The organism is Marinobacterium sediminicola (assembly GCF_022343685.1).
GTDB lineage: Bacteria > Pseudomonadota > Gammaproteobacteria > Pseudomonadales > Balneatricaceae > Marinobacterium > Marinobacterium sediminicola.
This window is the reverse complement of sequence record NZ_CP092123.1, coordinates 1,402,340-1,425,689: the sequence shown is the minus strand read 5'-3', so window position 1 is coordinate 1,425,689 and position 23,350 is coordinate 1,402,340. Positions and strand designations below refer to the sequence as shown.

The window sequence follows — 23,350 nt, the reverse complement described above, 5'->3', positions numbered from 1 at the left end:
AATCAGCGTGCCCGGATGCTCAGGGTACCGGCATCGCTGCCAAGATGTCGCAGCTCTGGACGGTACATTGATTCAGCGAAGCTGGGCGGCCAACGGTATTCACCCGGCGTAACGGCTCTAGCCAGATAGAACAGCCGTGCTCGGCCCAACATCAGCTTCACCGCCGCCACATACCGGTCATCACGAAACTCCTGATGACGCAGATCGACCATGGCCATCAGATCACTGACGCTTTCATCGCCGATTTTCAGCTCCGACATCGCCAGGCTGGTAGCAAGATTCTGGTTTTCAAGCTCAAGACCGGCAGGCAACAGATCCACAATCAGCGCATCCGGGATTGACTGCTCACTGCGTATATCCAGTTCAACCAGTACCAAATCCCCCGTTTTCAATTGCTCAGGTACCAGTGGCTGGCCATCGGCATCATAATAACGACGTTCAACACTCATCCCCTGGCTGTAGGCAGCGGGCGGCTGGTCACTGTAACCCTGAATGCCCAAATTTAACCAGGCATTCCCCTCTCCCGAATTCCGAATGCTCAAACCTTCAAGCAAGGATTCACCGAACAACGTGAATGTCTGATTTCTCTGACTGACCTGTGCTTCGATTACACCGCCGATTTCAAGCCGAAGACCCCCGCCGCTCTGCTGCTCAAGTGCCTGGCCTGCCAGGAAAAGCGCATTGCGCTCCTGAGTGCTGAACCAGCGCCTGTCCACCATGGAGGACTGCAGCAATTCCAGCAGCGGCAGCCATTCGCTTTCCGGTTGCCCGTTCTCCAACAACCAGAACAGGGCCAGCGCACGATCACGTACAACACTGCCGTAATCCGTACGCAGGAAGCTGTCACGGGTCATGCCCAACAGCCCTCGCTGCAAGGCTTTCTCGGCCCGGGTACTATCCCCTGCGCTTTGCAGCGCAAGCCCCAATTGAATCATCGCGAGCGAGGTTGATTCTTCTGCACGATGGTCCAGCAGATTACGCAGCTCAGCCAACGGCGCCTGTCCGATGCGAGACAAGACCTGAGCGGCATAGGCACGAACGGCGAAGCGGGAACGACTGTCATGCAACAGCTCACCATTGATTCGGCTCGGGTTGCGCAGATACCGACTGATCTGTTCCAGAGCTTCATTGAGGGCCGGCTCAGAGACTGCGTAACCAGACTCACGGGCTCGCAACAGGAAGTCCGTAATGTACACCGTTAGCCAGGGCTCCTCGGGACTGTCTTTGCTCCAGAGGCCGAAACTGCCGTTATTGCGTTGCATGCCAAACAGGCGACGGATCGCCAGTTCCACCGCCGCGCGACGTTTGGCAGGAGACTCACCCTCAAGCCCCATGGTGGCCAGCAGCTCGGAGGTGACATATAACTGCGCAAAGACACCACTGGTGGTCTGTTCGGCACAACCGTAAGGGTAGGCTTTCAATTCACTGAGGTGTTGCGCCACACCCAGGGGCGGGCGGCTGTCCAGACTCAATTGGGCATTCAGTGTCTTTGGCAACAGGCCCTCAAGAGCACGCCCTTCAAGCTTGAAGGATTCACCCGGTTTAATGGACTGTTGCCAGCTCAAAGACTGTGCCGGCCACGCAGGACGAATACCCAGCCACCACTGGCGTTCGATGTCAGTCTCACCCGCAATACCGCTGACCTTTAATGACAGGGGGACTGCTCCAAACTGCTGTCCGGCTGTCGCCGTTAAGGCCAGTGTTGTCCGCTCACCGGGCGCCAGCTCGACGGCCTGCTCCCAAATACCTTCTCGACCATCCAGCAACATTCCCAGCCCTGCTGTCATCTCTACCTGCAGGATTTGCGGTTGATCCGTGCGGTTGTGCAGATCAAGCGTCAGCCTTGTGCGATCCCCCGGCGACAGGAATCGCGGTCGGTTCAACTCGGCAACCACCGGTGCCACAACCTGCAGCTCTTGGTCACTGGCCCCCATGCTATCCTCTGAAAAAGCCAGCGCCATTAAACGTATTTTGCCGTTGAATGCAGGCAGCGCCAGCGGTATGCTCGCCCGCCCGTCACTGTCGACGGACACAGCTCCCGAGAACAGAGACAGGATCTGAACATCGGTAGGCGGCTGCGCCCCACCCCTGCTCAGATCGGCATCCCCACCAAAGCGCAGGTGTGCCATGTCGCCTGCCTCGGCATCAATCAGGTCGGAATAGTTGTCACGCACCTCGACCGGGTACGCTCCCGGCTTGAAAAACCAATCCAGCGGATCGGGAGTATTGAAGTCGGTTATCGACAACACACCCACATCAACCGCCGCCAGTGTCACCATCACTTTATCCGGCAGCGGTTGGCCATTGCGACGGGACACCGTCAATGGAACCTCGATCTCCTGTTCGGGACGTACTTGCAACGGCAAGGCATCAAAGGCCACGTCCAGCGCCTGCTCTTCCGTTGCCAGCGGCACCGGCTCGATGCCCATCATGCGCATCGGCAAGGTGCCCTTTTCAGCATCCCCCGGTTGCAACAACAGTACGCTGATATAAAGATTCTGCTGCATCCATTCCGGCTTGAGTATTAGTGAAAGCTCCTTGCCTTCAGCAGGGATCACCACCGGCTCACGGTGCAGCAAACGATCGGACTCGAGCAACAGGTAACCCTTGCCGGCGGAAGGAGGCCGAACCTGTATCTTGAGCTCATCCCCGGCAGCGTAGGTCTGCTGGTTAAGGCTCAAACCGATTCGGTCCGGACGCCCCGCCATCAGCTGGGCATCAGGGTCCCAGCCGGCACGGAAGCGATAGGCCGATACCAGCCCCGTCTGCGGGTCCTTGAGTTCAACCCGATAGTACCCCCACTCAACCGGCAGGCTGACTTCAGCTCGCTCGTTCTCAGCCAGGCTCAGCTCGCGCTGCTCGACGGTGTAGTGGCGCTCCGTAAAGTGACTTTGCCAGCCGTCAGCATCACTCCAGCTCCAGTGATAATCGCGGCGCTCACGAACCAGGCTCAGTTGCAGCGACTCAGCTGGCAGGCGGACCTGTCCATCGGTCAGCACCAGTTCAAACACGGCATTGCCATCGTAATCGACCTGATCATTCGCAAACAGCGGTCGAATCCCCGGTAACTGCTCCGCTGGCAATACCACTGAAGCGGCCCGGCGCGTGACAGGGCGACCGCCGGAATCCAGCAAGCTGGTATAGGCCTGAAGCCGCAACGGGCTGGTCAATTCCTGCCAGAAGGACTCCACATTAATTTCAGCGCGCCCCTGGGCATCCAGTTCGATTTCGGCCAGATCTTCACGTCGCTCAAGCGCACTGTCTGCGGGATGCCCAAACCAGTAGTCCTTGAATGCAGGAAAAGGATGAGGCTCAAGTCTGGCAATCAGTTGAGACTGCAAACGTGCGCCGGCAGCCGGAGCGCCATAGAGGAAATCGCCCTGCACCCTAACACTGAAATCCGCCTCGGGGGACAGACGTTCAGCTGCATCCAGATTCAATGCCATACGTTCCGGCAGGAAAGACTCAACCTGTAACGCATATTCACGCTGGCTACCATCCGGCAACAGTGCCTGCCAGCGCCACTCTCCGGTCGGAGCATCATCAGGCAACTTAAGCTCGGTCTGGTAATAATTAAGCTCACCCGGTTCCAGCATCTGGCTGGCAACGACTCGTCCATCCGGCTGAACCAGACGTGTGGATAGCGTAATGCCGGGTACGGCTTCACCTCGCTCGGAGCGCAGCAAGGCGCTGAACACGAGAGACTCGCCCGGGCGATAAAGGTCACGGGGACTGTAGATGAACACTTCCTGCGGCAGGCGCTGCGGACCCGATACCGGGAACTCGGCCAGATCCAGCATGGGACCATTAAGGCGGACCAGCGAGGTCTCAGGCCCTTTCTGCAGCACCAGCAGAGCGGCTGAACCCAGAGCGCCCGGCTCAAGTTGATCCGCCATAAAAGCGGCTCGCCCTTCTCGATCCGTGGCAACTTCAGCGATTCGGTGCCCCTTGTCGTCCAGCAGGTACAGCTTGACGGCAGCCAGAGGATCAGCACCCGATAGCGTATTGACCTGCACCTGCAGCTTGTCTTCGTAGAGGCGCACCTGTGCGCCGAGGTCAGTCACTGCGAACCAGGTGGCGGGATAACGGTAACTGATATTCCCGGCTTCACGCATCACTGCAAGATACACCCCACTCTGGCTTAGCGCCTCCACATCATGAATGGGTAAATAACGTGTGCCGCGGGTGTTGGGATCCAGCTTGAGGTCAAAACGTCCGGACCAGCTCAGCTTGACCTTATCCAGATAGCGTTCGGCATCCCAACTGCTCAGCTGAGAGGCTTGTCCGAAGCGCGCCAGAAAGTCGACCAGACCGGCCTGGGGGATGCGATAGAAGTCCACATCAACCTGTTCCACGTTGACCGCCATCACCGGCAAACCCTGACGCAGACGATGCGCCAGCAGATTGCCGCGACCGGCAAAGCCCAGTGCCGATTGGAGAGCAGGTGTCTCGACGACCACACTGGACAGGTTGGAAAGCGTACTGCCGTTGGCCGCGATCAGGCCAGGGCGTACCCGAACACGGTAACTGCGCTCTGGCTCCAGTCCGGTGAAATAGAGTACTTTGCCCCGCTTGTCGGCGATCCAGGCACCTTCCAGCACATCTCCACTTTCGGTCTCGACCATCAGCCAGGGATCAAAAGGCTGGTTCAGGGCAACTGGTGTCGAGAGAGTTACCGCTACCGCCTGGCGGCCCTGCCAGCTTTGCACGCTGATGTCCTGAACCTTGAGCGCCACTCGCTCAGAAGCGTTTTGACTGACGTTCCCACCCGTATCGGCCTGCTCGGGTGTCGGCGACACGACTGATTTCTCGTGAGAGGAATCATCAGTACATCCGGTGAGCAAAGCTCCCAAGAGCAGGGGCAGGGCTAGCGAACGTTTGAGAGAGGGCATTATCGACTCCGTTGCCAGTACGGCGGGCCGATACACGCCCTGTGATCGCGCTTCGACCCTATCCTTGAAACTTTAGTAGCATCATGCCGTTACTGCCTTCCGGTGACAAGCCGGTTGCTCTGATCAAGCTCGGTCGCCGTCCGGTCGGTCAATTTCAATATCACAATCAACGCGGCCCCCAGGAGTACAAAACCACCCGCCAACCACAATCCAAGGTTGTAGTTGCCACTCTGCTCTGCCAGTACACCGGTCAGAGCCGGCGCCACGATCTGGGCGACACCGTAGGAAAGCGTCATTTTCCCCATCAGCTTGGCGGGTTTGGTGGGATACAGCCGTCCCGCCATGGTCAGAACCAGACTGACGCAGCCAATGAAAGTTCCGCCATACAACACGGCACTGATCAGGACGGCCGTCAGGCTGTCACTGAGCGTAGGCATGACGATGCCGACCACCTGAACCAGATAGGCCACAAACAACGCGCCGAGGTAACCCAGTCGTCGTGCGACAAGATCCCAAACCATCACCGCCGGCGCTGCTGCCAGGCCGACCACCAGAAACACGAGCTGGCCCATACCGGACAATTCCGGCTCACGTTCAACGATGGTAACGATAAAGGTGGCACTGATTACATAGCCATAACCGGCACAAAAATAGGCGGTCATCATCAGCCAGAGAAAACGTGCACCTGGAGGCTGGTCCAGCATTGGCTGTCCACCATGAGTCACGGCAACCTTGGCAGGCGGTGGCAGCCAGCGCCAGGCAGGAATGGCCAGCACGCAGCCCAAAGCGGCAAACCAGAGCCATTGATCGGCCCAGTTCAGGGTAAGTCTGAGCATCGCTTCGACCACGATGGCGGCAAACATGATCCCTAACCCGACACCGGCAAAATGGATGCCCAATTCACCCCGGTGATGATGACGAATCAGCCAGTTCAGAATCAATCCGGATGCGATCAGCATGGAGCCGGCACTGCTGAACCCGGACAGAAAGCGCAGCAGCGACCAGACGGCCATATTCTCGGTCATGGCCATTCCGGCGGTGGTCACCACAGCCATCAGCAGACAGATACGGTAGATTCGGTCCTTAAGCTGGAGGTCACTGAGCATCGCCGCCATCAGGGCACCACACATGTACCCGGCATAGTTGATGGCCGCAAGCCAGCCGCCCTCTGCATCACCGATCCAGGTTTGATCCTGCATCACCGGCAACAGAGGCGTATAGGAAAATCGGGCAATCCCGATACAAAGAATCTGGCTGAAGATACCAGCGAAGAGCACCTTCAGACGTTGGGCCTGATCCGACATCGTGGGTTCCTTATCGTTATTGATCCACTCTTGGAACGATCCAAGCTGATATCAAAGGTACCCGAAGAATTAACTTGTATACAAGCTTTATTGCAGATGCGTTATCCCAGTGCTTTCAGCAGCGCCTGCAACTGCGCCAGCTCCTCATCGGACAGCCTGGCCCGGTAAGCATTGTTGGCTTCAACCATACGCTGATAAAGCTGTGCAGCCAGTGCCCGGCCCGAGTCGGTCAGCAAGACACGGATGGCACGGCCGTCATCCTGACAGGGTTTGCGCTGCAACAACCCGTCCCGTTCCAACCGGTCCAGTACACCACTGAGCGTGGCACTATCAAGACAGGTTTTCTTGCCAAGACAGGCCGAAGTGATTTCATCCTGCTCCTGCAGCACATTCAAAACCATCGCCTGCACTCCGGTAATGCCAAACTCGCATACCGACTGTTTCCAATAACGGGAGGCGTGACGTGCAGCGGTCGTCAGGTGGAAGAAAAGGCAATCATCGAACTGCATAAAAAAAGCCCGGTAACCATCAAGTTACCGGGCATTGTGTAACAGATCCTCCGGCTGATCCAGTCGGAGGCACCTGACAGGCTTACTGCCAGGCGCTGGCGAACTGCTCTTCAGGCAGGGCCATGATGGTCTGGCTGCCGTCATTCAGCATCTCGGCGAAGCCTTTCCAGCGCGGCAGGACCTGAGCCATGTAAAAGCGCGCGCTCTCCTGCTTGGCCTTCAGGTAAGGGTCATCATCACCTTCGGATGCGAGTCTTACCGCCGCAGTTGCCTGACGCAGCAGCTGCCATCCACCACACACGTAACCGGCCAGCATCATGAAGTTGTATGCGATAGCACCTGGCAGCAGCGCATCGCCTTCAGCTCCCTTCAGCAGCAACTCACGAGCGGTCTCGAGACCGGCAACCGCCTCTTCCACCTGCTTGGCCTGAGCCATTAGGGAGGCGTCACAGCTGGTCAGAGAAGCACGCATTTCAGAGATCAAGGCAGCCAGAGCTTCACCTTTGTCCATCAGTGTCTTACGACCAACCAGATCCAGTGCCTGAATGCCGTTGGTGCCTTCATAGATCGGCAGGATTCGAGCATCGCGGTAATGCTGGGCCGCACCGGTTTCCTCAATGAACCCCATGCCCCCATGAATCTGCACGCCCAGAGAGGTCACTTCCTGAGCCACTTCGGTACACCAGCCTTTTACGATTGGTGTCAGCAGGGCTGCACGGGCCTGCTCTCGCGCTTTCTCCTCGTCGCTTTCAGCCTTGGCGGCGAAATCCAGACTGCCACAGGCGTCATAGGCGATGGCACGACCGGCTTCGGTCAGCGTTTTCATGGTCATCAGCATGCGGCGCACATCGGCGTGACGAATGATCGGCCCCGCTTCCCTGGCACCGACAGCCGGGCCCTGAATACGCTCGAACGCATACTGCAGTGCCTGCTGATAGGCACGCTCGGAAATGGATACCCCTTGCAGACCCACACTCAGGCGTGCGTTGTTCATCATGGTGAACATGCAAGCCAGACCTCGGTTCGGCTCACCCACCAGATAACCGATGGCATTATCGAAACCCATCACGCAGGTTGCAGAGGCGTGAATCCCCATCTTGTGTTCCAGTGACAGCGGTCCGGCAGTGTTACGCTCACCCAGTGAACCATCGTCATTGACCAGAAACTTGGGCACCAGGAACAGAGAGATGCCACGTACACCCGCTGGCGCATCCGGCAGGCGCGCCAGTACCAGATGGATGATGTTCTCGGCCATCTCGTGATCACCCCAGGTGATGAAGATTTTTTCGCCGCTGATGCGGTAGTGATCCCCTTCCGGCTCGGCCTTGGCACGCACCACAGAGAGGTCTGAACCGGCGTTGGACTCGGTCAGGTTCATGGTCCCGGTCCATTCTCCGCTGACCAGCTTCGGCAGGTACTTGGCCTTGAGCTCGTCACTGCCGTTCAGATCCAGACACTCGACAGCACCCTGGCTCAACATCGGGCACAAACCCCAGGCCATATTGGCCGAGTGCCACATTTCCATCACCGGGATGGACAACAGAAATGGCAAGCCCTGACCGCCATATTCGGGATCGAACTGCAGAGAACCCCAGCCGCCTTCGGCATACTGCTGGTAAGCGTCCTTGAATGACTCCGGACAAACAACGGTGCCGTCTTTAAGTTGTACCCCCTGCTGGTCACCTTCCCAGTTGGTCGGGGCAACCACATCACGGGCAACTCGCGCGGCCTCTTCCAGAATGGCATCCACCATATCAGCGGAAGCGTCTTCGAAGCCGGGCTTCTCTGCCAACTCTGTCATGCGCGCAACATGATTCAGGGTCAGCTTCATATCCTTCAGAGGAGCGTTGTAATCTGCCATAGGGTACCTTCTCGACGATCTAGTGTTCGTGATTGGATGCCGAACCATTCAGGCTGGCACTCATAAAAATAAGGGAATACACTTATATTAGCACGGACAATCGATTTGATAAGTAGGGAATCGTTCATTCAGGCGATTTACCGCCCCCTACTTTGGTTATACTCACACGAAATCTGACAACATAGAGAGTGATTCAATGCAGGATTTGCACGGTTACTACCTGGAAGATCTGGAAGTCGGCATGAGCGCGTCCTACGCCAAGACCATTACCGATGCCGATGTGGTGCTGTTTGCCGGTCTGTCCGGCGATAACAACCCGATTCACATCAATGACGAATACGCCAAGACCACTCCGTTCAAGCAGCGTATCGTCCACGGCATGTTCAGCGCCGCCCTCATCTCCACCGTTGCCGGCACCCGCCTGCCGGGACCGGGCGCCATCTACGTGGATCAGCAGCTCAAGTTCAAGGCGCCGGTTCACATCGGTGATACAGCCACCGCAAGCCTGACCGTGACCGAGATCGACGAGCGCCGCCGTCGCGTGAAATGCCGCACCGACGTACATGTAGGCGAGACGCTGGTTGCGACCGGTGAAGGCACCTTCATGGTGGATCGTCGCGAGGCTTGATTAAATAGCCAACTCTGTAAAAAAGCCGGCCTGACCCGCCGGTTTTTTTTCGCCCAGAAACGCCATATGATGACCACATCAGCGCGTGTTTGAGTCCCCATCTTCAAGCGGTGAACCAAATAGTCTTTATTTATCGTAAGTCTCGGCTAATGGCTTGTAGCACGTTCAACAGCGAAGGGCCTGATTGAATCCGATTTTTATATGACAGTGACAGAGGCTACCGCGTGAAACAGGTACAGGGTGTAATTTTCGATCTGGACGGTACGCTTGTGTCATCCTCACTGGACTTCAAGGCCATCAAGCAGGAGATCGACTGCCCTCCGGAGGCAGATGTGCTGACGTTTCTGGAGACCTTGCCCGAGCACAAACAATTAGAGGCGATGGCGATCATTCATCGTCACGAGGTTCAGGATGCGCAACAGTGCGAATGGCTGCCGGGCGCTCAGGAGTTCGTCAATACCTGTATAAAGCACTCAATTCCAATGGCGATCGTCACACGCAACTCGCTTCACTCCTCACGAGTGAAAATCAAGCGTAATGCCATTCCCATAGAGCGCGTCATTACCCGAGAGAATTCAAAGCCCAAGCCGGACCCGACAGCCCTGTTACAGATCGCTGATGACTTCGCATTACCCGCGCACAGCATCTTGATGGTGGGTGATTACCGCTATGACCTGGAGGCAGGTCGCAATGCGAACATGAAATCTTGCCTGATCAATTACACAACCCTGCCGGACTATTCTCATCTGGCCGACTATACCTTCGAGCACTTTGGCTTGCTGCATCAAGCCATGTTTGACGATCGCTAGTGAAAGGCGCATCGCTCTAACAAGCCCACAAGCTTTAACGATCGAAATTGCGAGGCATGGAAGCACAGTGCGAGCACATCGCACCACTGCCAACGCTCATGTGACCGCCGCTCACTCTGGCAGCCCCTCAAACCTGGGCACTTCCTCGAAGGTGTCATCCCAACTGGCCTTGCTGGCGGTGAAAATGTGCGCCGTTGGCATTAGTGGAATTTTGGCATCCAGGCATCCTGCGGGAACAACAAGTAAACCGGGAAGCGGTGTACTGGGTAAAGCTGAGCCACAAATTTTGCAGAAGCTCTTGTGGTGGCGAGTGCCGGGCAGCGTAAATGAAGTCACGGCATCTTCACCTGACAGCCAGATCAACCTGGCCGATTTAGCAAACAAGTTTGCCGCATGAGCCGACCCCGTATCTTTTTGGCAATGTTGACAGTGACACAGGTAAAAACTGTCGAAGTCGCCATGCACCTCGAACCTCACGGTGCCACACAGGCAAGCGCCCGGATAGTTGGTCATCAGAATCCCTCCCAGATTATGGATTCAGGAACACATTGATTCTGCCTGGCAAAATCACCTCAATCCCAAAAACAGATGCTGACCAAAACGCTACAGCAGGCTGCCTGTGCCGAGATTATGGCGTTGCCTACTCCGAACGCCCTTCAGTAAACGCAGGCAACTCAGGATAGAGCTCACACCAGCTGGCTCTGTAATCCGTGTAAATTTGAGCGTCTATTCTTACGGGTATATCAACATCAAAAGTAGCGATTGCCAATTCCATGCGTTCCAGAGGTTCAGCTTTCATACGAAACCCCAGACTGGAGCCACAGTTCGAGCAGAATGTCCGTGTTGTGCCATTGGGTGCAACAAACTCTTTGAGAAGGTCCTTACCCGAAAGCCAGCTTAAATCTTGCACTTCGACCAAGGTTCCAAAGGCTGCACCATGAAACTTACGGCACATGGAACAATGGCAATTGGCCGCTTTTTCGCTGAATCCACTGACGGAAAAACGCACATGACCACATAAACACGAACCCTGGAAACGATCAGTCATGTCGAGCACATCTCCTTATTGAAGCGTAATGTAATGGAGCTTCCATCCCAGCATGGGCGAGCAACATGCGAGTGTTTAGGCCAGGTACACAACCCGAGATTAGAAAGTCTCAGGCAGGCGCGAAAACAATCAAGCCAGTTTCTTCGATGCACTCAAGCCTGGGCTTTGGTGTGCTTTGCCGTGCACAGCTTCACGCAGCGGCCATCCCGTTCTCGTGTTGATATTGTCCCTGTTTGACTCAAGTTGCCATAGCCAAAATGGCGACAAAACAACTCAACGCTTCAAGGCATAAGGCCTCGACTGAATCGACGGGCACTCTCCATTCAGTACGCCACCCGTGCGTTTATTGATAGAATACCGCCTGACATTTGAACAGATCAGCGTGAGATACAATGGCGACAGCAGCGGCACTGCACATACTGGTAAAGACGGAGAAAGAGGCGCTGGACATTCTTGACCAGCTGAAGAAGGGTAAAAAGTTTGACGCTCTGGCCAAGCGCTACTCCATCTGCCCATCCGGCAAGCGTGGCGGCGATCTGGGTGAGTTTCGTCGCGGCGATATGGTCAAAGCATTCGACGATGTTGTGTTCAAGCGCCCCTTGCTTAAAGTGCACGGCCCGATCAAGACTCGTTTCGGCTACCACTTGATCAAAACGCTGTACCGTAACTGACCACCTCTTGGCCCCCATAAACCAAAACCGCCACTCATGAGTGGCGGTTTTGGTATCAACCAGCATCAAGTGCTGATTAAGCCGTCTCGTTCGCCTGGGTTCGAAGTACGAACTTCTGGATCTTACCGGTAGACGTCTTCGGCAGGTCGCAGAAAACAACGCGCTTGGGCGCCTTGAAACGTGCCATGTTGGCGCGACAGAACTGGATGATGTCTTCCTCGCTGACCTCGGCGCCCGCTTTCAGGGTAACAAAGGCACAGGGTACTTCACCCCATTTTTCGTCGTGCTGGGCCACAACAGCGGCTTCCATGACCTGGGGATGACGGTAGAGCACATCTTCCACTTCGATACTGGAGATGTTTTCACCTCCAGAAATGATGATGTCCTTGGAGCGGTCCTTGATCTCGACGTAACCGTCCTCGTGCCATACTGCCAGGTCACCCGAGTGGAACCAGCCACCCTCAAAAGACTTGTCGGTGGTGGTCGGGTTTTTCAGGTAGCCCTTCATCACCAGATTACCGCGCATCATGATCTCACCGATGGTCTTGCCATCCTGTGGCACCGGCTCAAGTGTCGTCGGGTTGGCGACCATGAGGCCTTCCAGCATCGGCGCCTTGACGCCCTGACGGGACTTGAGACGCGCCTTGTCTTCGATCGGCAGGTCATCCCACTTGTCATGCCATGCGCAAACTACGCAAGGACCGTAGGTTTCGGTCAGACCGTAGACGTGGGTCACACTGAAACCCATCTTTTCCATGCCTTCGATAACGGCAGCAGGCGGTGCAGCGCCAGCGGTCATCACCTTGACCTGATGCTCGATACCCGCCTTCAGTTCACTGTCGGCGTTGTTGAGCATGTTCAGGACGATTGGAGCGCCACAGAAGTGATCGACCTTTTCTTCCTTGATCAGATTGTAAATATCATCGGCGCGCACATGGCGCAGGCACACGCTGACGCCCGCTGCCGCAGCAATTGACCAGGGGAAACACCAGCCATTGCAGTGGAACATTGGCAGCGTCCACAGGTACACAGGACCATCGCCCATATTCCAGGACACGACGTTGCTGATGGCGTTCAGGTAGGCGCCACGGTGGTGATACACCACACCCTTGGGATCACCGGTGGTACCGGAGGTGTAGTTCAGAGTGATGGCATCCCACTCATCCGCCGGCAGAGCCCAGTCGTATTCCGGGTCACCGCTGGCAATAAAGGCTTCATAATCCATTTCGCCAATAAGGTTGCCACCTTCATAGGAGGCATCGTCGATATCGATCACGATCGGGTTGATACGGGCAATCTTGATCGCACGGTCGATCACTTCGGAGAATTCACGGTCGACGATAACAACCTTGGCTTCACCATGCTGCAGGATGAAGGCGATAGCTTCAGCGTCCAGACGAATGTTCAGCGCGTTCAGCACCGCGCCGGCCATCGGTACGCCGAAATGGGCTTCGAACACTTCCGGCAGGTTGGGCGCCATCACGGCAACGGTATCGCCCTTGCCGATTCCACGCTGGCTCAGCGCGCTCGCCAGACGGCAGCAGCGGCTGTAGGTCTCGGCCCAGTTGCGTCGTACCTGGTTATGGATAACGGCCGTACGCTCAGGATAAACAGCAGCAGTGCGAGCAATGAAACTCAACGGCGACAGGGTCGCAAAGTTAGCCGGGTTCTGATCCAGCCCCAGCATGTAAGGATTATGGTCAGTCGTTGTCATTATTTAGTCCTCTCCACCGGAAAAAGGGGGGAGCCATCCTCGGTTGATTTGATTCCATCCAACGACCTCATCATACGTATTTTCCCTTATTACACAATAGGACCTAATCGTCATACCATTGACGCCAAGCACTGCCTGCCTCCTCCTGTCGCGCCCTCTACCCCGCAGGCACCAAGTACAAAACAACAAAGGAAACGGCATGCAACCACTGGAGCAGGAACTGAAACGATGCCTGCAGGAAGCCGACCGCTACCGCCTGTTGGCCGAGCAGTCCACCGACATGATTTCACGGCACACGCCGACGCCCGAGTGGACTTTCATTGACGTCAACCCGGCGATTGAGCGTGTCCTTGGCTACAAGGCTGAAGACATCATCGGCACACCCGGCTATGACCTCTTCCATCCGGATGATGCCGACAACCTGAAAAAGCGTGCGGAGTCCGTGCGTTACCGCCGCGGCATGTATACTAATGTCTACCGTTTCCAGCACCGTGACGGCCACTACATCTGGCTGGAAACCACCAGCCGCACCATTCGTGACGAAAAGGGCAAGCCGCTTGAGGTCATTTGCGTGTCTCGCGACGTTACCGAACGCGAACTGGCGCAACAGGCAACCCGGCGTCTGGCCCGCGTGGTGGAGGCTTCATCCGACCTGATCTTGTTCTGCAACCACCGCACCCTGCAGCTCACTTACATGAACGAAACCGCCTATCGCACCTTTGGTGCGGAGCGGGAAAATCTGGCGGTGTTCTATCTCAATCAGATGTTCCCTCAGGAAATACTGCACAACCTGGTGGAGCCTGCATTGCAGCATGCGGCCCTCTATGGCACCTGGTATGGGAGTATTCCACTTTACCCTGCCGGTAACCCGGGGCGTATTGCCGAGATTCGCGAGATCATCGCCCACCGCAACCGGGCCGAGAACATGCAGGTCGAGTACTATTCGATCATTGCGCGCGATATCACGCTCAAGCGTCAGGCCGAAGAGAAAGCCAAGCGCCAGCAGCTTGAAATGGCCCACATGTCACGTTTGCTATCGGTGGGCGAGATGGCCACAGAACTGGCCCATGAAGTCAACCAGCCTCTGGCGACCATCATCAATTACTGCAATGGCACCTTCCGCCGACTGGAAGAGGGCCAAATCAATGAGATCAGTCAGGTGACACGGGCGATGGAGCTGATCTCGACGCAGGCCAAACGCGCGTCGGAGATCATCAAGCGAATGCGCCGCTTTGTGCGCCGGACCGAGTTCCAGCGCGTCAGTTTCCCGATCAATGAAACCTGTATCGAAGTCACCCGTTTTCTCAAGCAGGAGGCGATCGATCATGACATCCGCTTTGAGTTCGACCTCGACGACAGCAACCCGATCATTGAAGCGGACCGTTTGCAGATCGAACAGGTACTGCTGAACCTGATCCGTAACGCCATCGAAGCCTACAGCGACTGTCCCATGCGTCCGCGTCCGGTCACTATCCGCACGCGCATCGAAGGGCGCCGCCTGCAAGTCAGCGTGTCGGACCAGGGCCACGGCATCAGTGATGAGCAGCAAAAAACGCTGTTCGAACCCTTCTCCACGACCAAGGAGAACGGCCTCGGTATGGGGCTCTCGATTTCACATACAATTATAGAAAGCCATTCAGGCCGCCTCTGGGTCGAGAGCGACGGTAAAAGTGGCACCTCTTTCCATTTTCAACTCCCGCTTAAGGGGCAGGCATGAGCATCAGTAACGCAACCGTTTTTATCATCGACGACGACGCCGACTTTCGCGAGTCGGTGCAGTGGCTTCTCGAATCTACCGCTTACAAGATCGAAAGCTATGCTTCGGCACAGGAGTTTCTCGACGCATATGACCAACGTCCGGGCTGCATGCTGCTGGACGTCCGTATGCCTGAAATCAATGGACTGGCATTACAGCAAATCATGCAGGACCGGGACATCCGCCTGCCAGTGATCATCCTGACGGGGCACGGAGATGTCCCCATGGCCGTCACGGCCATGAAAAACGGGGCACTCGACTTCCTGGAAAAGCCTTTCGATGACGATGTTCTGCTCAAGTTGGTTGATCGTGCCATGGAGGAAGCCCAACAGCGCTTCAGTGAGCAGAACGAGGAACGTGAGCTGCGAGAGCTCCATGACACGCTCAGCCGCCGCGAGCGCGAAGTCATGGACCTGGTGGTAACCGGAAATTCCAACCGCGAGATTGCGGAAACACTGGGGATCAGCCCGAAAACGGTGGAGGTTCACCGTTCACGGGTGATGGGCAAGATGCGGGCCGAGAGCCTGGCCCACCTCGTACAAATGCATAATCGCCTGTCGCTCTAGGCGGCAGGCAATACTTTTATACGGCGAAGAAAATCGACCGTCTGCATGAGTACCTCAGCGGGCTTTTCCAGATGTGGAACATGCCCGCACCCTTCAATGAAATGCGCTTCGGTATAGACTCCGATGACCTCGCAGGCATCCGTGACCTGCTCAGGCACACCATATTCGTCCTTGTCGCCCTGCATGATCAACGCCGGACAGCGAATACGGGACAGCTGGGGTTTAAGGTTCAGATTCTCGTAGCATGAAGGTCGTAGCCAGGTGTCCGACCAGGCTCTGAAAATCAGGTCCGTACGGTCACCATGATAGCGGGCCAATCGCTGAGGCAAATCGGTCGTTTCATAGCGCTCCACCGCTTCACGAATCCCCGCCAGTGTCAGGTGATCAACATAGATATGCGCCGCCAGCGTGATGATGGCAATGACCTGATCCGCACAGCTGGCCGCACCGATCTGGGCGATGGAGCCCCCATCGCTGTGACCGAACAGAATCACATGTTCCAGCCCCAGCCGATCCAGTAGCTGAGGCAGCCACACCTCCCCCTCCTCGACCAGATAGTCATCCGGTCTCGGCAGCGTTATGGGGCTTGACTGACCATAGCCCCGGCGCTCGAAGACAAGCACATCCAGCCCTGTCGCTTCCGCCAGTTGCTCTGGAAAACGCTTCCACATTGCAATGCAACCCAGGGCTTCATGGAGCAGCACCATGACCGGCCGACCCTCACCGGAAGGCTGTCGCCCCCAGCGAAGCTGCAGGGTGACACCATCATTCAATTGGACCTGTTCATCCTGCCACTCAATCCCGCTCATGCGCCCTCCGGGATTGAGTAGGTGATGGTGGCATGTGCGACGGGGTCATCATCGCCCTCTGAACGAACATACACCTCGCCCACGCCAAGACGCTTGCCGACCTTAAGCAGTTCGGCCCGTGCCAGAAGATCGGCATCCGGGCGTGGTTTTCGCAGGAAATTGATATTGAGATTGATGGTGACCGCCAGCGCTACAGGGCCGATACGGCTCAGCAGTGCCGCATAAAGCGCCACATCCGCCAATCCCATCATCGTGGGTCCGGACACGGTGCCACCTGGGCGCAGGTGATCGTCTCCAACGGCCAGGCGCATCTCGGCCCAGCCATCGCCCAGGTTTTCCAGACGGCCATACTGTTCACCCTGCGGGAAATGATCCTGCAGGAACGCTTTCATTGCCTCTTCACTCATGACCTGCATCGTTTACTCCTTACTCGTGCCCACGACGGCCAACGTCACCATGGCACGGGACACCAGCTGCCGCTTACCTTCGGCTACGGCATAGACATCCGACTCCACCACGATCAGCATACGACCGGGCTTGAGCACCCTCGCCCGGCATTCAAGAGCCTCCCCTGAAGCGGCACGCAGCAGATTGATCTTGAACTCGGCCGTCAGCACACGTTCGCCCGGCCCGGTGAGGGTTGCGCCTGCCGTACCGGCGGTATGGTCGGCCAGCGTAGCCTGCACTCCAGCATGGACAAATCCATCCTGTTGACGGTGCTCGTGCTTCAATGGCAGCCGGGTCAGGCATGCTCCCGGCTTGAATTCACACAATTCAACACCGAGTGAACGAATAAAGGGTGCCTCATCAAAGACACGGCGCGTCTCCTGTTCATATTCAGGATTTCGCGGGTTGAATTCTGCGTGCTCACTCACTGATCCGCTTCCTCACGCGCCTTGTTGCGAAGAATGAAGCGTTGAATCTTGCCGCTTGGCGTTTTCGGCAGCTCCTGCACAAACTCAATCTCGCGCGGGAAGGCATGAGTGGACAGACGATTGCGGACCAGCTCTTTAAGCTCGTCGGCAAGGTTCTCATCCGCATCAAACTGTGGCTTGGTCACCACATAGGCCTTGATTACAGAACCTCGTGCGCTGTCAGGCTTACCAACAACACCGGACTCGGCCACCGCCGGATGTTCCAGCAGGGTACTCTCCACATCAGCCGGACCCACGCGATACCCGGCGGTGGTGATAATATCGTCATCACGCCCGGTGAAAGAGAAACTGCCATCACCATGACTGATCACCACATCGCCGGTCAGGTAGTAGCGATCATGAAAGGGGTCCTTTTCGCCCCAGGTATAACCCTGAAAGAAAAACAGGGGCGAGCTGTCCACATCGACGGCCAGCTGACCGGTTTCATCAGCGCCCACTTCCTTGAAATCACCATCCAGCGCGACCACCCGATGGCCCGGCAACGAGTAGCCCATTGAACCCACGCGCACCTGGTGTTCCAGTGCATGATGGTTACAGCAGGTCATACCGGTTTCCGTCTGACCATAACTGTCCATGACCGGGCAGCCCAGACGACGGTTGACCCAGTTGATCACTTCTGGATTAAGCGGTTCGCCGGCACTGTTGGCGACGCGAAGACCAAGCTTTTCACCTTCAGGCAGCACCTGATCGTTCGCCATCAGCATGCGATAGGCGGTAGGAGCCGCAGCCAGGTTAGTGATCCTGTATTTGCGGATCATGGCGTAGGTGCTTTCAGGGGTAAAACCGTTTTCATTGAAGTGCGTCGTTGCCCCCAGCAGCAGCGGCCCGAGCACGGCATAATACAGACCATAGGCCCAACCGGGGTCAGCCACATTCCAGTAGCGATCATCCGGTTGCAAGTCGATGGCATATCGCATGTAGACATAGAAAGACAGCAAGGCGCGTGCAGGGACAGCGACCCCTTTGGACTTGCCCACGGTACCGGAGGTGAACATCTGCAGGATGGGGTCATCCGCATCGATCAAAACTGGCTCAAAATCGCTCGACTGCGCCTGAATCTGCTGGTGAAAGTCCAAATCTTCATGAGTATCGGCACCCTTGCTCGTTACCCGAACAATAGGTGGACACTGTTGAACTGCGTCCAGCTTGAACCGGTTCTGGTCATCGGTCACGACCAGGCGCGTGTCAGCCTTATCCAGACGGTATTCAATGGCACCGGGGCCAAAAGCGGTGAACAGCGGCTGATAAACGGCGCCCGCTCTGAGTGTGCCCAGAATGACTACCAACAATTCGGGCGTGCGCGGCAGAAGGCCAGCCACGCGGTCGCCTTTTCCAACGCCCTGCTGCCTGAGCAGGTTGGCAAATCGTGCCGCTGCTTCCTGCAGGCGTGCAAAACTCCAACTCTCAGGAGCCCGTTCTACCCCTTCGAAGTTGAGCGCTATACGGGCGGGGTCTGAAGCCCATTTGTCACAGACCTCCTGACAGGCGTTGATGCCAACGGACAAGTCACCTGTCAGTGCTTCCGTTGCCAGCCGGTCAACATCGAAGTGGTCATAGAACGGCTGATAAGCCTGTTTGCTCATTAGGTGCTTCCCTCTTCTTATCTTTATTATTGGATCTGAGGCGCTAAGGTTTACCTTAAGGGATATCCCGAATATATAACCGCTTTTCGTTGACGTAAACCTCCCCCACCGATTTCATCAAATGCTCAGGTGATTTCTGCAGAATGTGAGCAAATGATGTAAAAAGTGGATATTCATTGTCGTCAGAACCCGCCAGTATCGGGCTTTCGCATTGGCGTGCAATTTGCACAAGTGCCTAAAAAACCTGGAATGGACGACATGAACAATAAAAAGAAGCCATCGACTCACCATAACGAACTGATTCTGGTGACCAGCCCAACCGGAGAAATACGTGAAGCCAGTAGTGCCCTGCTGACACTGTGCGGCTACTCGGCGCACGAGATCGAAAGCTCCAAGCTGCAGAATCTTCGCCACCCCGATATGCCCGAGGGTCCGATGAAGGACCTGTGGCAAACCATCGCAGCCAAGCAGCCCTGGATGGGCATGCTGCAACTCAAATCCAGCAATGGATCGCCTGTGTGGCTGGATGCCTATGTGATTCCGCTGGTCGACAATGGCCGGATTATCGAGTGCCAATGCATTTTCCGTCACCCCTCCGATGAGGCTATTGAGCGCGCAGCTGAAATCTATCGACTTCGCCGTCAGGGTAAAACCCCGCGCGCGCTGCGCTGGAAGACTCCCACGCTGGAAAGACGGGTGCAGCTGGCCGGCACTCTGGCATTGCTGCCCATCGCAATTTTCATGCTCATGGGTACGGAGAGCCAGCCGACTGCATTTGTCGCCCTCTTTTTATCCTGGCTGTTCGGACTGCTATGCACCCATTGGCTGTGCCGCCCGCTCAATCAACTGATCGGATACAGCCGCACGCTGGTGAGCCACCCGATCAAGCAGATGATTTATACCGGTACTCATGATGACATTGGCCAGTTGCAATTGGCCATTCACCTGTTGCAGTCGCAGCTGGAAGCCGTTTTGACGCGCATGCAATACTCATCCGATGAAGTGATGAGCGGCGCGGTCGAAACCGTCAAGGTCATGAACAGCACCTGTGAAGAAATTCAGCAACAGCAGGACTCTCTGGTACAGGTCGCCTCGGCAATGAGTCAGATCAACTCCACCATTGAAGAGATGAGCGCCAGTACGGCACAAACCGCCATGCAAACACAGCAGGCACAGGACAGCTTGCGACAGGGGCAGGAAGTGGTCAGTCAGGCGGTTGCCAGCATCCGCTCTCTGGATGCCTCGATCACCAGCACCACTGAACGGGTCTCGGATCTGCAGCAACACAGCAATACCATCGGCACGATCACCCAGGTGATCGGTGATATTGCAGAACAAACCAACCTGCTGGCACTGAATGCTGCCATCGAAGCGGCCCGAGCCGGTGAAAACGGTCGCGGATTCGCAGTAGTCGCGGATGAGGTGCGACAGCTCGCGCAACGCACTCAGCAGTCCACCAGCGAGATTCAGAAAATGATCGCGGCACTCCAGCAGCAAACCGATGCCATCGTCAGCGCGATGCACGCAAAGCGTTCCCTGTCTGGTCAGGGCGTCGATCACATCGAAACCGCCGGCCGTACGCTACTGGAAGTGCTCCATGCAATAGAACAGATCAGCGACATGGCGACCCAACTGGCCAGCGCCAGCGAGGAGCAAAACAGCGTAACTCATGAAGTCGGTCAGCGAATCCAGCTGCTCAGTGACGGCGCAGGGCGTACAGTCGAAGGTGCCAGCATGACGCTGGAGCTCAACAATCGGGCAGCCCAGCTCGCTGAGCGTCAGCGCTCGCTGGTGAGCTGTATCCAGCAGGCTTGATACCCGGAGGCTGACTTAGGTTGTATTGCGTCCACGCAACACTGCCGTAAAATATGCACTCTAAAATAACAACAATTGTAATACGGCAAGAGTTTATCATGGCTAAAGTATTGGTCAGCGCCTGTCTTTTGGGCGCCAAAGTGCGTTACGACGGACGCGACAACCTGCTCGACCACCCCATTCTCAAGCGCTGGCATCAACAAGGGAAACTGGTCGCCACCTGTCCCGAAATGCTTGGCGGCCTGCCAACTCCAAGACCACCGGCGGAAATTCAAACCCGTTTTCCAATTCTGATTACCACCGATGCTGACGTGGATGTAACCCCGGAATTTCTCAGCGGTGCTGAACAGGCTCTGGAACTGGCACGCAAGCATGAGTGCTGCTGTGCGCTGATGAAAGCCCGCAGTCCCTCCTGCGGCAATCAGGAAATTTACGACGGCAGCTTCTCTGGCACCCTGGTTGCCGCACCGGGTGTCGCCGCCGATGAGCTGTTGCGTAACGGCATTCCCGTCTTCAACGAGCATCAGCTTTGCGAACTGATCGAGTTCGTAGAGCAGAATATTCAGGCAGCCTGACACAGCCGCATTCAGGGGGCCACTTGTTCGCCTGACGCTGGCCCCCTAAAATGGGGGCCATTTTCATTATTAAACGGACCCTGGTTCTATGCGAGCAAGCCAATTTCTGATTGCGACCCTGAAAGAGACTCCCTCCGATGCCGAGGTGATCAGCCATCAGCTCATGCTGCGTGCCGGCATGATCCGAAAGGTTGCTTCCGGCCTCTACAGCTGGTTGCCACTGGGCCTTCGAACGCTGCGCAAGGTCGAGCGCATCGTGCGCGAAGAGATGGATGCCGCCGGTGCGCAGGAAGTCCTGATGCCCGCCATCCAGCCCGCTGAACTCTGGGAAGAGTCTGGCCGTTGGGAGCAGTACGGTCCTGAGTTGCTGCGTGTCAACGACCGCCACAACCGCGAATTCTGTGTTGGCCCGACGCATGAGGAAGTCATCACTGATCTGGTACGTCGAGAAATCAAGAGCTACAAGCAACTGCCGGCTAACTTCTATCAGATCCAGACCAAATTCCGTGACGAGATCCGTCCACGTTTCGGTGTAATGCGTTCTCGCGAATTCATCATGAAGGATGCTTATTCCTTCCACACCGACACCGAGTCGCTGGTCGAAACCTATAAGGCGATGCACCAGGCCTACACCAACATCTTTACGCGCCTGGGTCTGGACTTCCGCCCCGTACTGGCCGACACCGGCTCGATTGGTGGCGATTCTTCTCATGAATTCCATGTACTGGCGCAATCCGGTGAAGACGACATTGCCTTTTCCGACAGCAGTGATTATGCAGCCAACGTGGAGATGGCCGAAGCGCTCCCGCTGGGTGAGCGTCAGGCGCCCAGCGAAGAGCTGCGTCTTGTCGATACACCGAATGCCAAGACCATTGCCGAACTGGTTGATCAATTCGGGCTGCCGATTGAAAAGACCGTCAAGACACTGATTGTTGCGGCCAGCGAAGAGATCGAGGCGGATTTCGTGGCTCTGCTGGTTCGTGGCGACCACGAACTGAACGAAATCAAGGCAGAGAAGCTGCCGCAGGTCGAAGCCCCCCTGCGCTTCGCCACTGACGAAGAAATTCGCAAAGTCATCGGGGCGGGCCCCGGCTCTCTGGGTCCGATCAACCTGTCGATCCCCTGCATCATTGACCGGAGTGTCGAGACGCTGTCCGACTTTGGTGCCGGTGCCAACATCGATGGCAAGCACTATTTCGGCATCAACTGGGAACGTGACCTGCCTACGCCGGAAGTCGCCGATATTCGCAATGTCGTCGAAGGTGACCCCAGCCCCTGTGGTCAGGGCAAGATTCAGATCCGCCGCGGTATTGAAGTGGGCCACATCTTCCAGTTGGGCACCAAGTACTCGCAAGCCATGAACGCCACCGTTCTGGATGAAAACGGCAAATCCACAGTAATGGCCATGGGATGTTACGGCATCGGTGTCACCCGCGTGGTTGCTGCTGCCATTGAGCAGAACCATGACGACAGCGGTATTATCTGGCCACAAGCACTGGCACCGTTCAGCGTTGCACTGGTTCCGCTGAACTATGACAAGTCCGATGAAGTACGTGCCAAGGCCGATGAGTTGTATGCAGCTCTGCAGGCCGCCGGTATCGATGTACTCATGGATGACCGCAAGGAACGCCCGGGCGTCAAGTTTGCCGATATGGAACTGATGGGCATTCCGCAACGACTGGTAATCTCTGATCGTGGCCTCAAGAATGGCACCCTGGAATACAAGGGCCGCCGTGATGCCGAATCTCAGGATATCCCGGTTGATAATGCGCTGGAATTCCTGCGTAGCCAAATGAACTAAGGCCTATGGTGCCTGAAGATCCCTCCATCTTCAGGCACTAGCCCCTCAAAAAACTGACCCCGCTCAGCAACAGG

At 56.4% G+C, this 23,350-nt stretch carries 19 protein-coding genes; 8 read left to right on the top strand and 11 right to left on the bottom strand.

The window, feature by feature from the left end; genetic code table 11:
* Positions 1 to 2: 2 nt before the first annotated feature.
* From LN244_RS06530 to LN244_RS06515, 4 genes are all read right to left on the bottom strand, one after another.
* The gene (locus LN244_RS06530) at positions 3 to 4,892 is read right to left on the bottom strand and encodes an alpha-2-macroglobulin family protein (protein WP_239042043.1); all 4,890 of its coding nucleotides are present in this window, start codon (positions 4,890 to 4,892) and stop codon (positions 3 to 5) included.
* Positions 4,893 to 4,981: 89 nt separating this feature from the next.
* On the bottom strand, positions 4,982 to 6,196 hold the full coding sequence (locus LN244_RS06525) for a YbfB/YjiJ family MFS transporter (protein ID WP_239042042.1): 1,215 nt from the start codon (positions 6,194 to 6,196) through the stop codon (positions 4,982 to 4,984).
* A gap of 101 nt (positions 6,197 to 6,297) precedes the next feature.
* Positions 6,298 to 6,705, bottom strand: a complete 408-nt coding sequence (locus LN244_RS06520) for a MarR family winged helix-turn-helix transcriptional regulator (RefSeq protein WP_239042041.1) — start codon at positions 6,703 to 6,705, stop codon at positions 6,298 to 6,300.
* A gap of 82 nt (positions 6,706 to 6,787) precedes the next feature.
* Positions 6,788 to 8,566, bottom strand: coding sequence for an acyl-CoA dehydrogenase family protein (locus LN244_RS06515; protein WP_239042040.1), 1,779 nt, complete (start codon positions 8,564 to 8,566; stop codon positions 6,788 to 6,790).
* A 196-nt stretch (positions 8,567 to 8,762) separates the two neighbouring features.
* Between LN244_RS06515 and LN244_RS06510 the strand changes: the two genes are divergently transcribed.
* Together LN244_RS06510 and LN244_RS06505 are read left to right on the top strand one after the other, a co-directional pair.
* On the top strand, positions 8,763 to 9,194 hold the full coding sequence (locus LN244_RS06510) for a MaoC family dehydratase (protein WP_239042039.1): 432 nt from the start codon (positions 8,763 to 8,765) through the stop codon (positions 9,192 to 9,194).
* A gap of 224 nt (positions 9,195 to 9,418) precedes the next feature.
* The gene (locus tag LN244_RS06505) at positions 9,419 to 10,003 is read left to right on the top strand and encodes an HAD family hydrolase (RefSeq protein WP_239042038.1); all 585 of its coding nucleotides are present in this window, start codon (positions 9,419 to 9,421) and stop codon (positions 10,001 to 10,003) included.
* A 111-nt stretch (positions 10,004 to 10,114) separates the two neighbouring features.
* Here LN244_RS06505 and LN244_RS06500 read toward each other — a convergent pair whose 3' ends face one another.
* Both LN244_RS06500 and LN244_RS06495 read right to left on the bottom strand, forming a co-directional pair.
* Positions 10,115 to 10,516, bottom strand: coding sequence for a GFA family protein (locus LN244_RS06500; protein WP_239042037.1), 402 nt, complete (start codon positions 10,514 to 10,516; stop codon positions 10,115 to 10,117).
* A gap of 127 nt (positions 10,517 to 10,643) precedes the next feature.
* Positions 10,644 to 11,051: a GFA family protein gene (locus LN244_RS06495; RefSeq protein ID WP_239042036.1), complete on the bottom strand. Its 408-nt coding sequence runs from the start codon at positions 11,049 to 11,051 to the stop codon at positions 10,644 to 10,646.
* Positions 11,052 to 11,443: 392 nt separating this feature from the next.
* Between LN244_RS06495 and ppiC the strand changes: the two genes are divergently transcribed.
* Positions 11,444 to 11,722 carry a peptidylprolyl isomerase PpiC gene (ppiC, locus tag LN244_RS06490; protein WP_239042035.1) on the top strand — a complete coding sequence of 93 codons (279 nt, stop codon included), beginning with the start codon at positions 11,444 to 11,446 and terminating at the stop codon, positions 11,720 to 11,722.
* Positions 11,723 to 11,798: 76 nt separating this feature from the next.
* Here the strand turns inward: ppiC and LN244_RS06485 are convergent, their stop codons facing one another.
* Positions 11,799 to 13,436, bottom strand: a complete 1,638-nt coding sequence (locus LN244_RS06485) for an acyl-CoA synthetase (RefSeq protein WP_239042034.1) — start codon at positions 13,434 to 13,436, stop codon at positions 11,799 to 11,801.
* Positions 13,437 to 13,635: 199 nt separating this feature from the next.
* On the opposite strand from LN244_RS06485, the gene LN244_RS06480 reads away from it, so the two are divergent.
* The gene (locus LN244_RS06480) at positions 13,636 to 15,153 is read left to right on the top strand and encodes a PAS domain-containing sensor histidine kinase (protein ID WP_239042033.1); all 1,518 of its coding nucleotides are present in this window, start codon (positions 13,636 to 13,638) and stop codon (positions 15,151 to 15,153) included.
* Positions 15,150 to 15,758, top strand: a complete 609-nt coding sequence (locus LN244_RS06475; protein WP_239042032.1) for a response regulator transcription factor — start codon at positions 15,150 to 15,152, stop codon at positions 15,756 to 15,758. The genes LN244_RS06480 and LN244_RS06475 overlap by 4 nt, the downstream gene beginning before the upstream one ends.
* Here LN244_RS06475 and LN244_RS06470 read toward each other — a convergent pair.
* The 4 genes from LN244_RS06470 to LN244_RS06455 are packed head-to-tail and all read right to left on the bottom strand — an operon-like array spanning position 15,755 to position 19,085.
* Positions 15,755 to 16,567 (bottom strand): alpha/beta fold hydrolase, encoded by an 813-nt coding sequence (locus LN244_RS06470; RefSeq protein ID WP_239042031.1) that lies wholly within the window; start codon positions 16,565 to 16,567, stop codon positions 15,755 to 15,757. The two genes, LN244_RS06475 and LN244_RS06470, sit on opposite strands and share 4 nt — an antisense overlap.
* Positions 16,564 to 16,983 (bottom strand): PaaI family thioesterase, encoded by a 420-nt coding sequence (locus tag LN244_RS06465; protein WP_239042030.1) that lies wholly within the window; start codon positions 16,981 to 16,983, stop codon positions 16,564 to 16,566. The genes LN244_RS06470 and LN244_RS06465 overlap by 4 nt, the downstream gene beginning before the upstream one ends.
* Positions 16,984 to 16,986: 3 nt before the next feature.
* Positions 16,987 to 17,442, bottom strand: coding sequence for a PaaI family thioesterase (locus LN244_RS06460; RefSeq protein ID WP_239042029.1), 456 nt, complete (start codon positions 17,440 to 17,442; stop codon positions 16,987 to 16,989).
* A complete protein-coding gene (locus LN244_RS06455) occupies positions 17,439 to 19,085 on the bottom strand; it encodes an AMP-binding protein (RefSeq protein ID WP_239042028.1) in 1,647 nt (548 codons plus the stop codon). Before LN244_RS06455 ends, LN244_RS06460 begins: the two co-directional genes overlap by 4 nt.
* Positions 19,086 to 19,343: 258 nt before the next feature.
* Between LN244_RS06455 and LN244_RS06450 the strand changes: the two genes are divergently transcribed.
* From LN244_RS06450 to LN244_RS06440, 3 genes are all read left to right on the top strand, one after another.
* Positions 19,344 to 20,900, top strand: coding sequence for a methyl-accepting chemotaxis protein (locus LN244_RS06450; protein ID WP_239042027.1), 1,557 nt, complete (start codon positions 19,344 to 19,346; stop codon positions 20,898 to 20,900).
* 98 nt (positions 20,901 to 20,998) lie between these two features.
* Positions 20,999 to 21,475, top strand: a complete 477-nt coding sequence (locus tag LN244_RS06445) for a DUF523 domain-containing protein (protein ID WP_239042026.1) — start codon at positions 20,999 to 21,001, stop codon at positions 21,473 to 21,475.
* A gap of 88 nt (positions 21,476 to 21,563) precedes the next feature.
* Entirely contained in the window at positions 21,564 to 23,276 is a 1,713-nt protein-coding gene (locus tag LN244_RS06440; protein WP_239042025.1) for a proline--tRNA ligase, read from the top strand.
* The last annotated feature ends 74 nt before the right edge of the window (positions 23,277 to 23,350 follow it).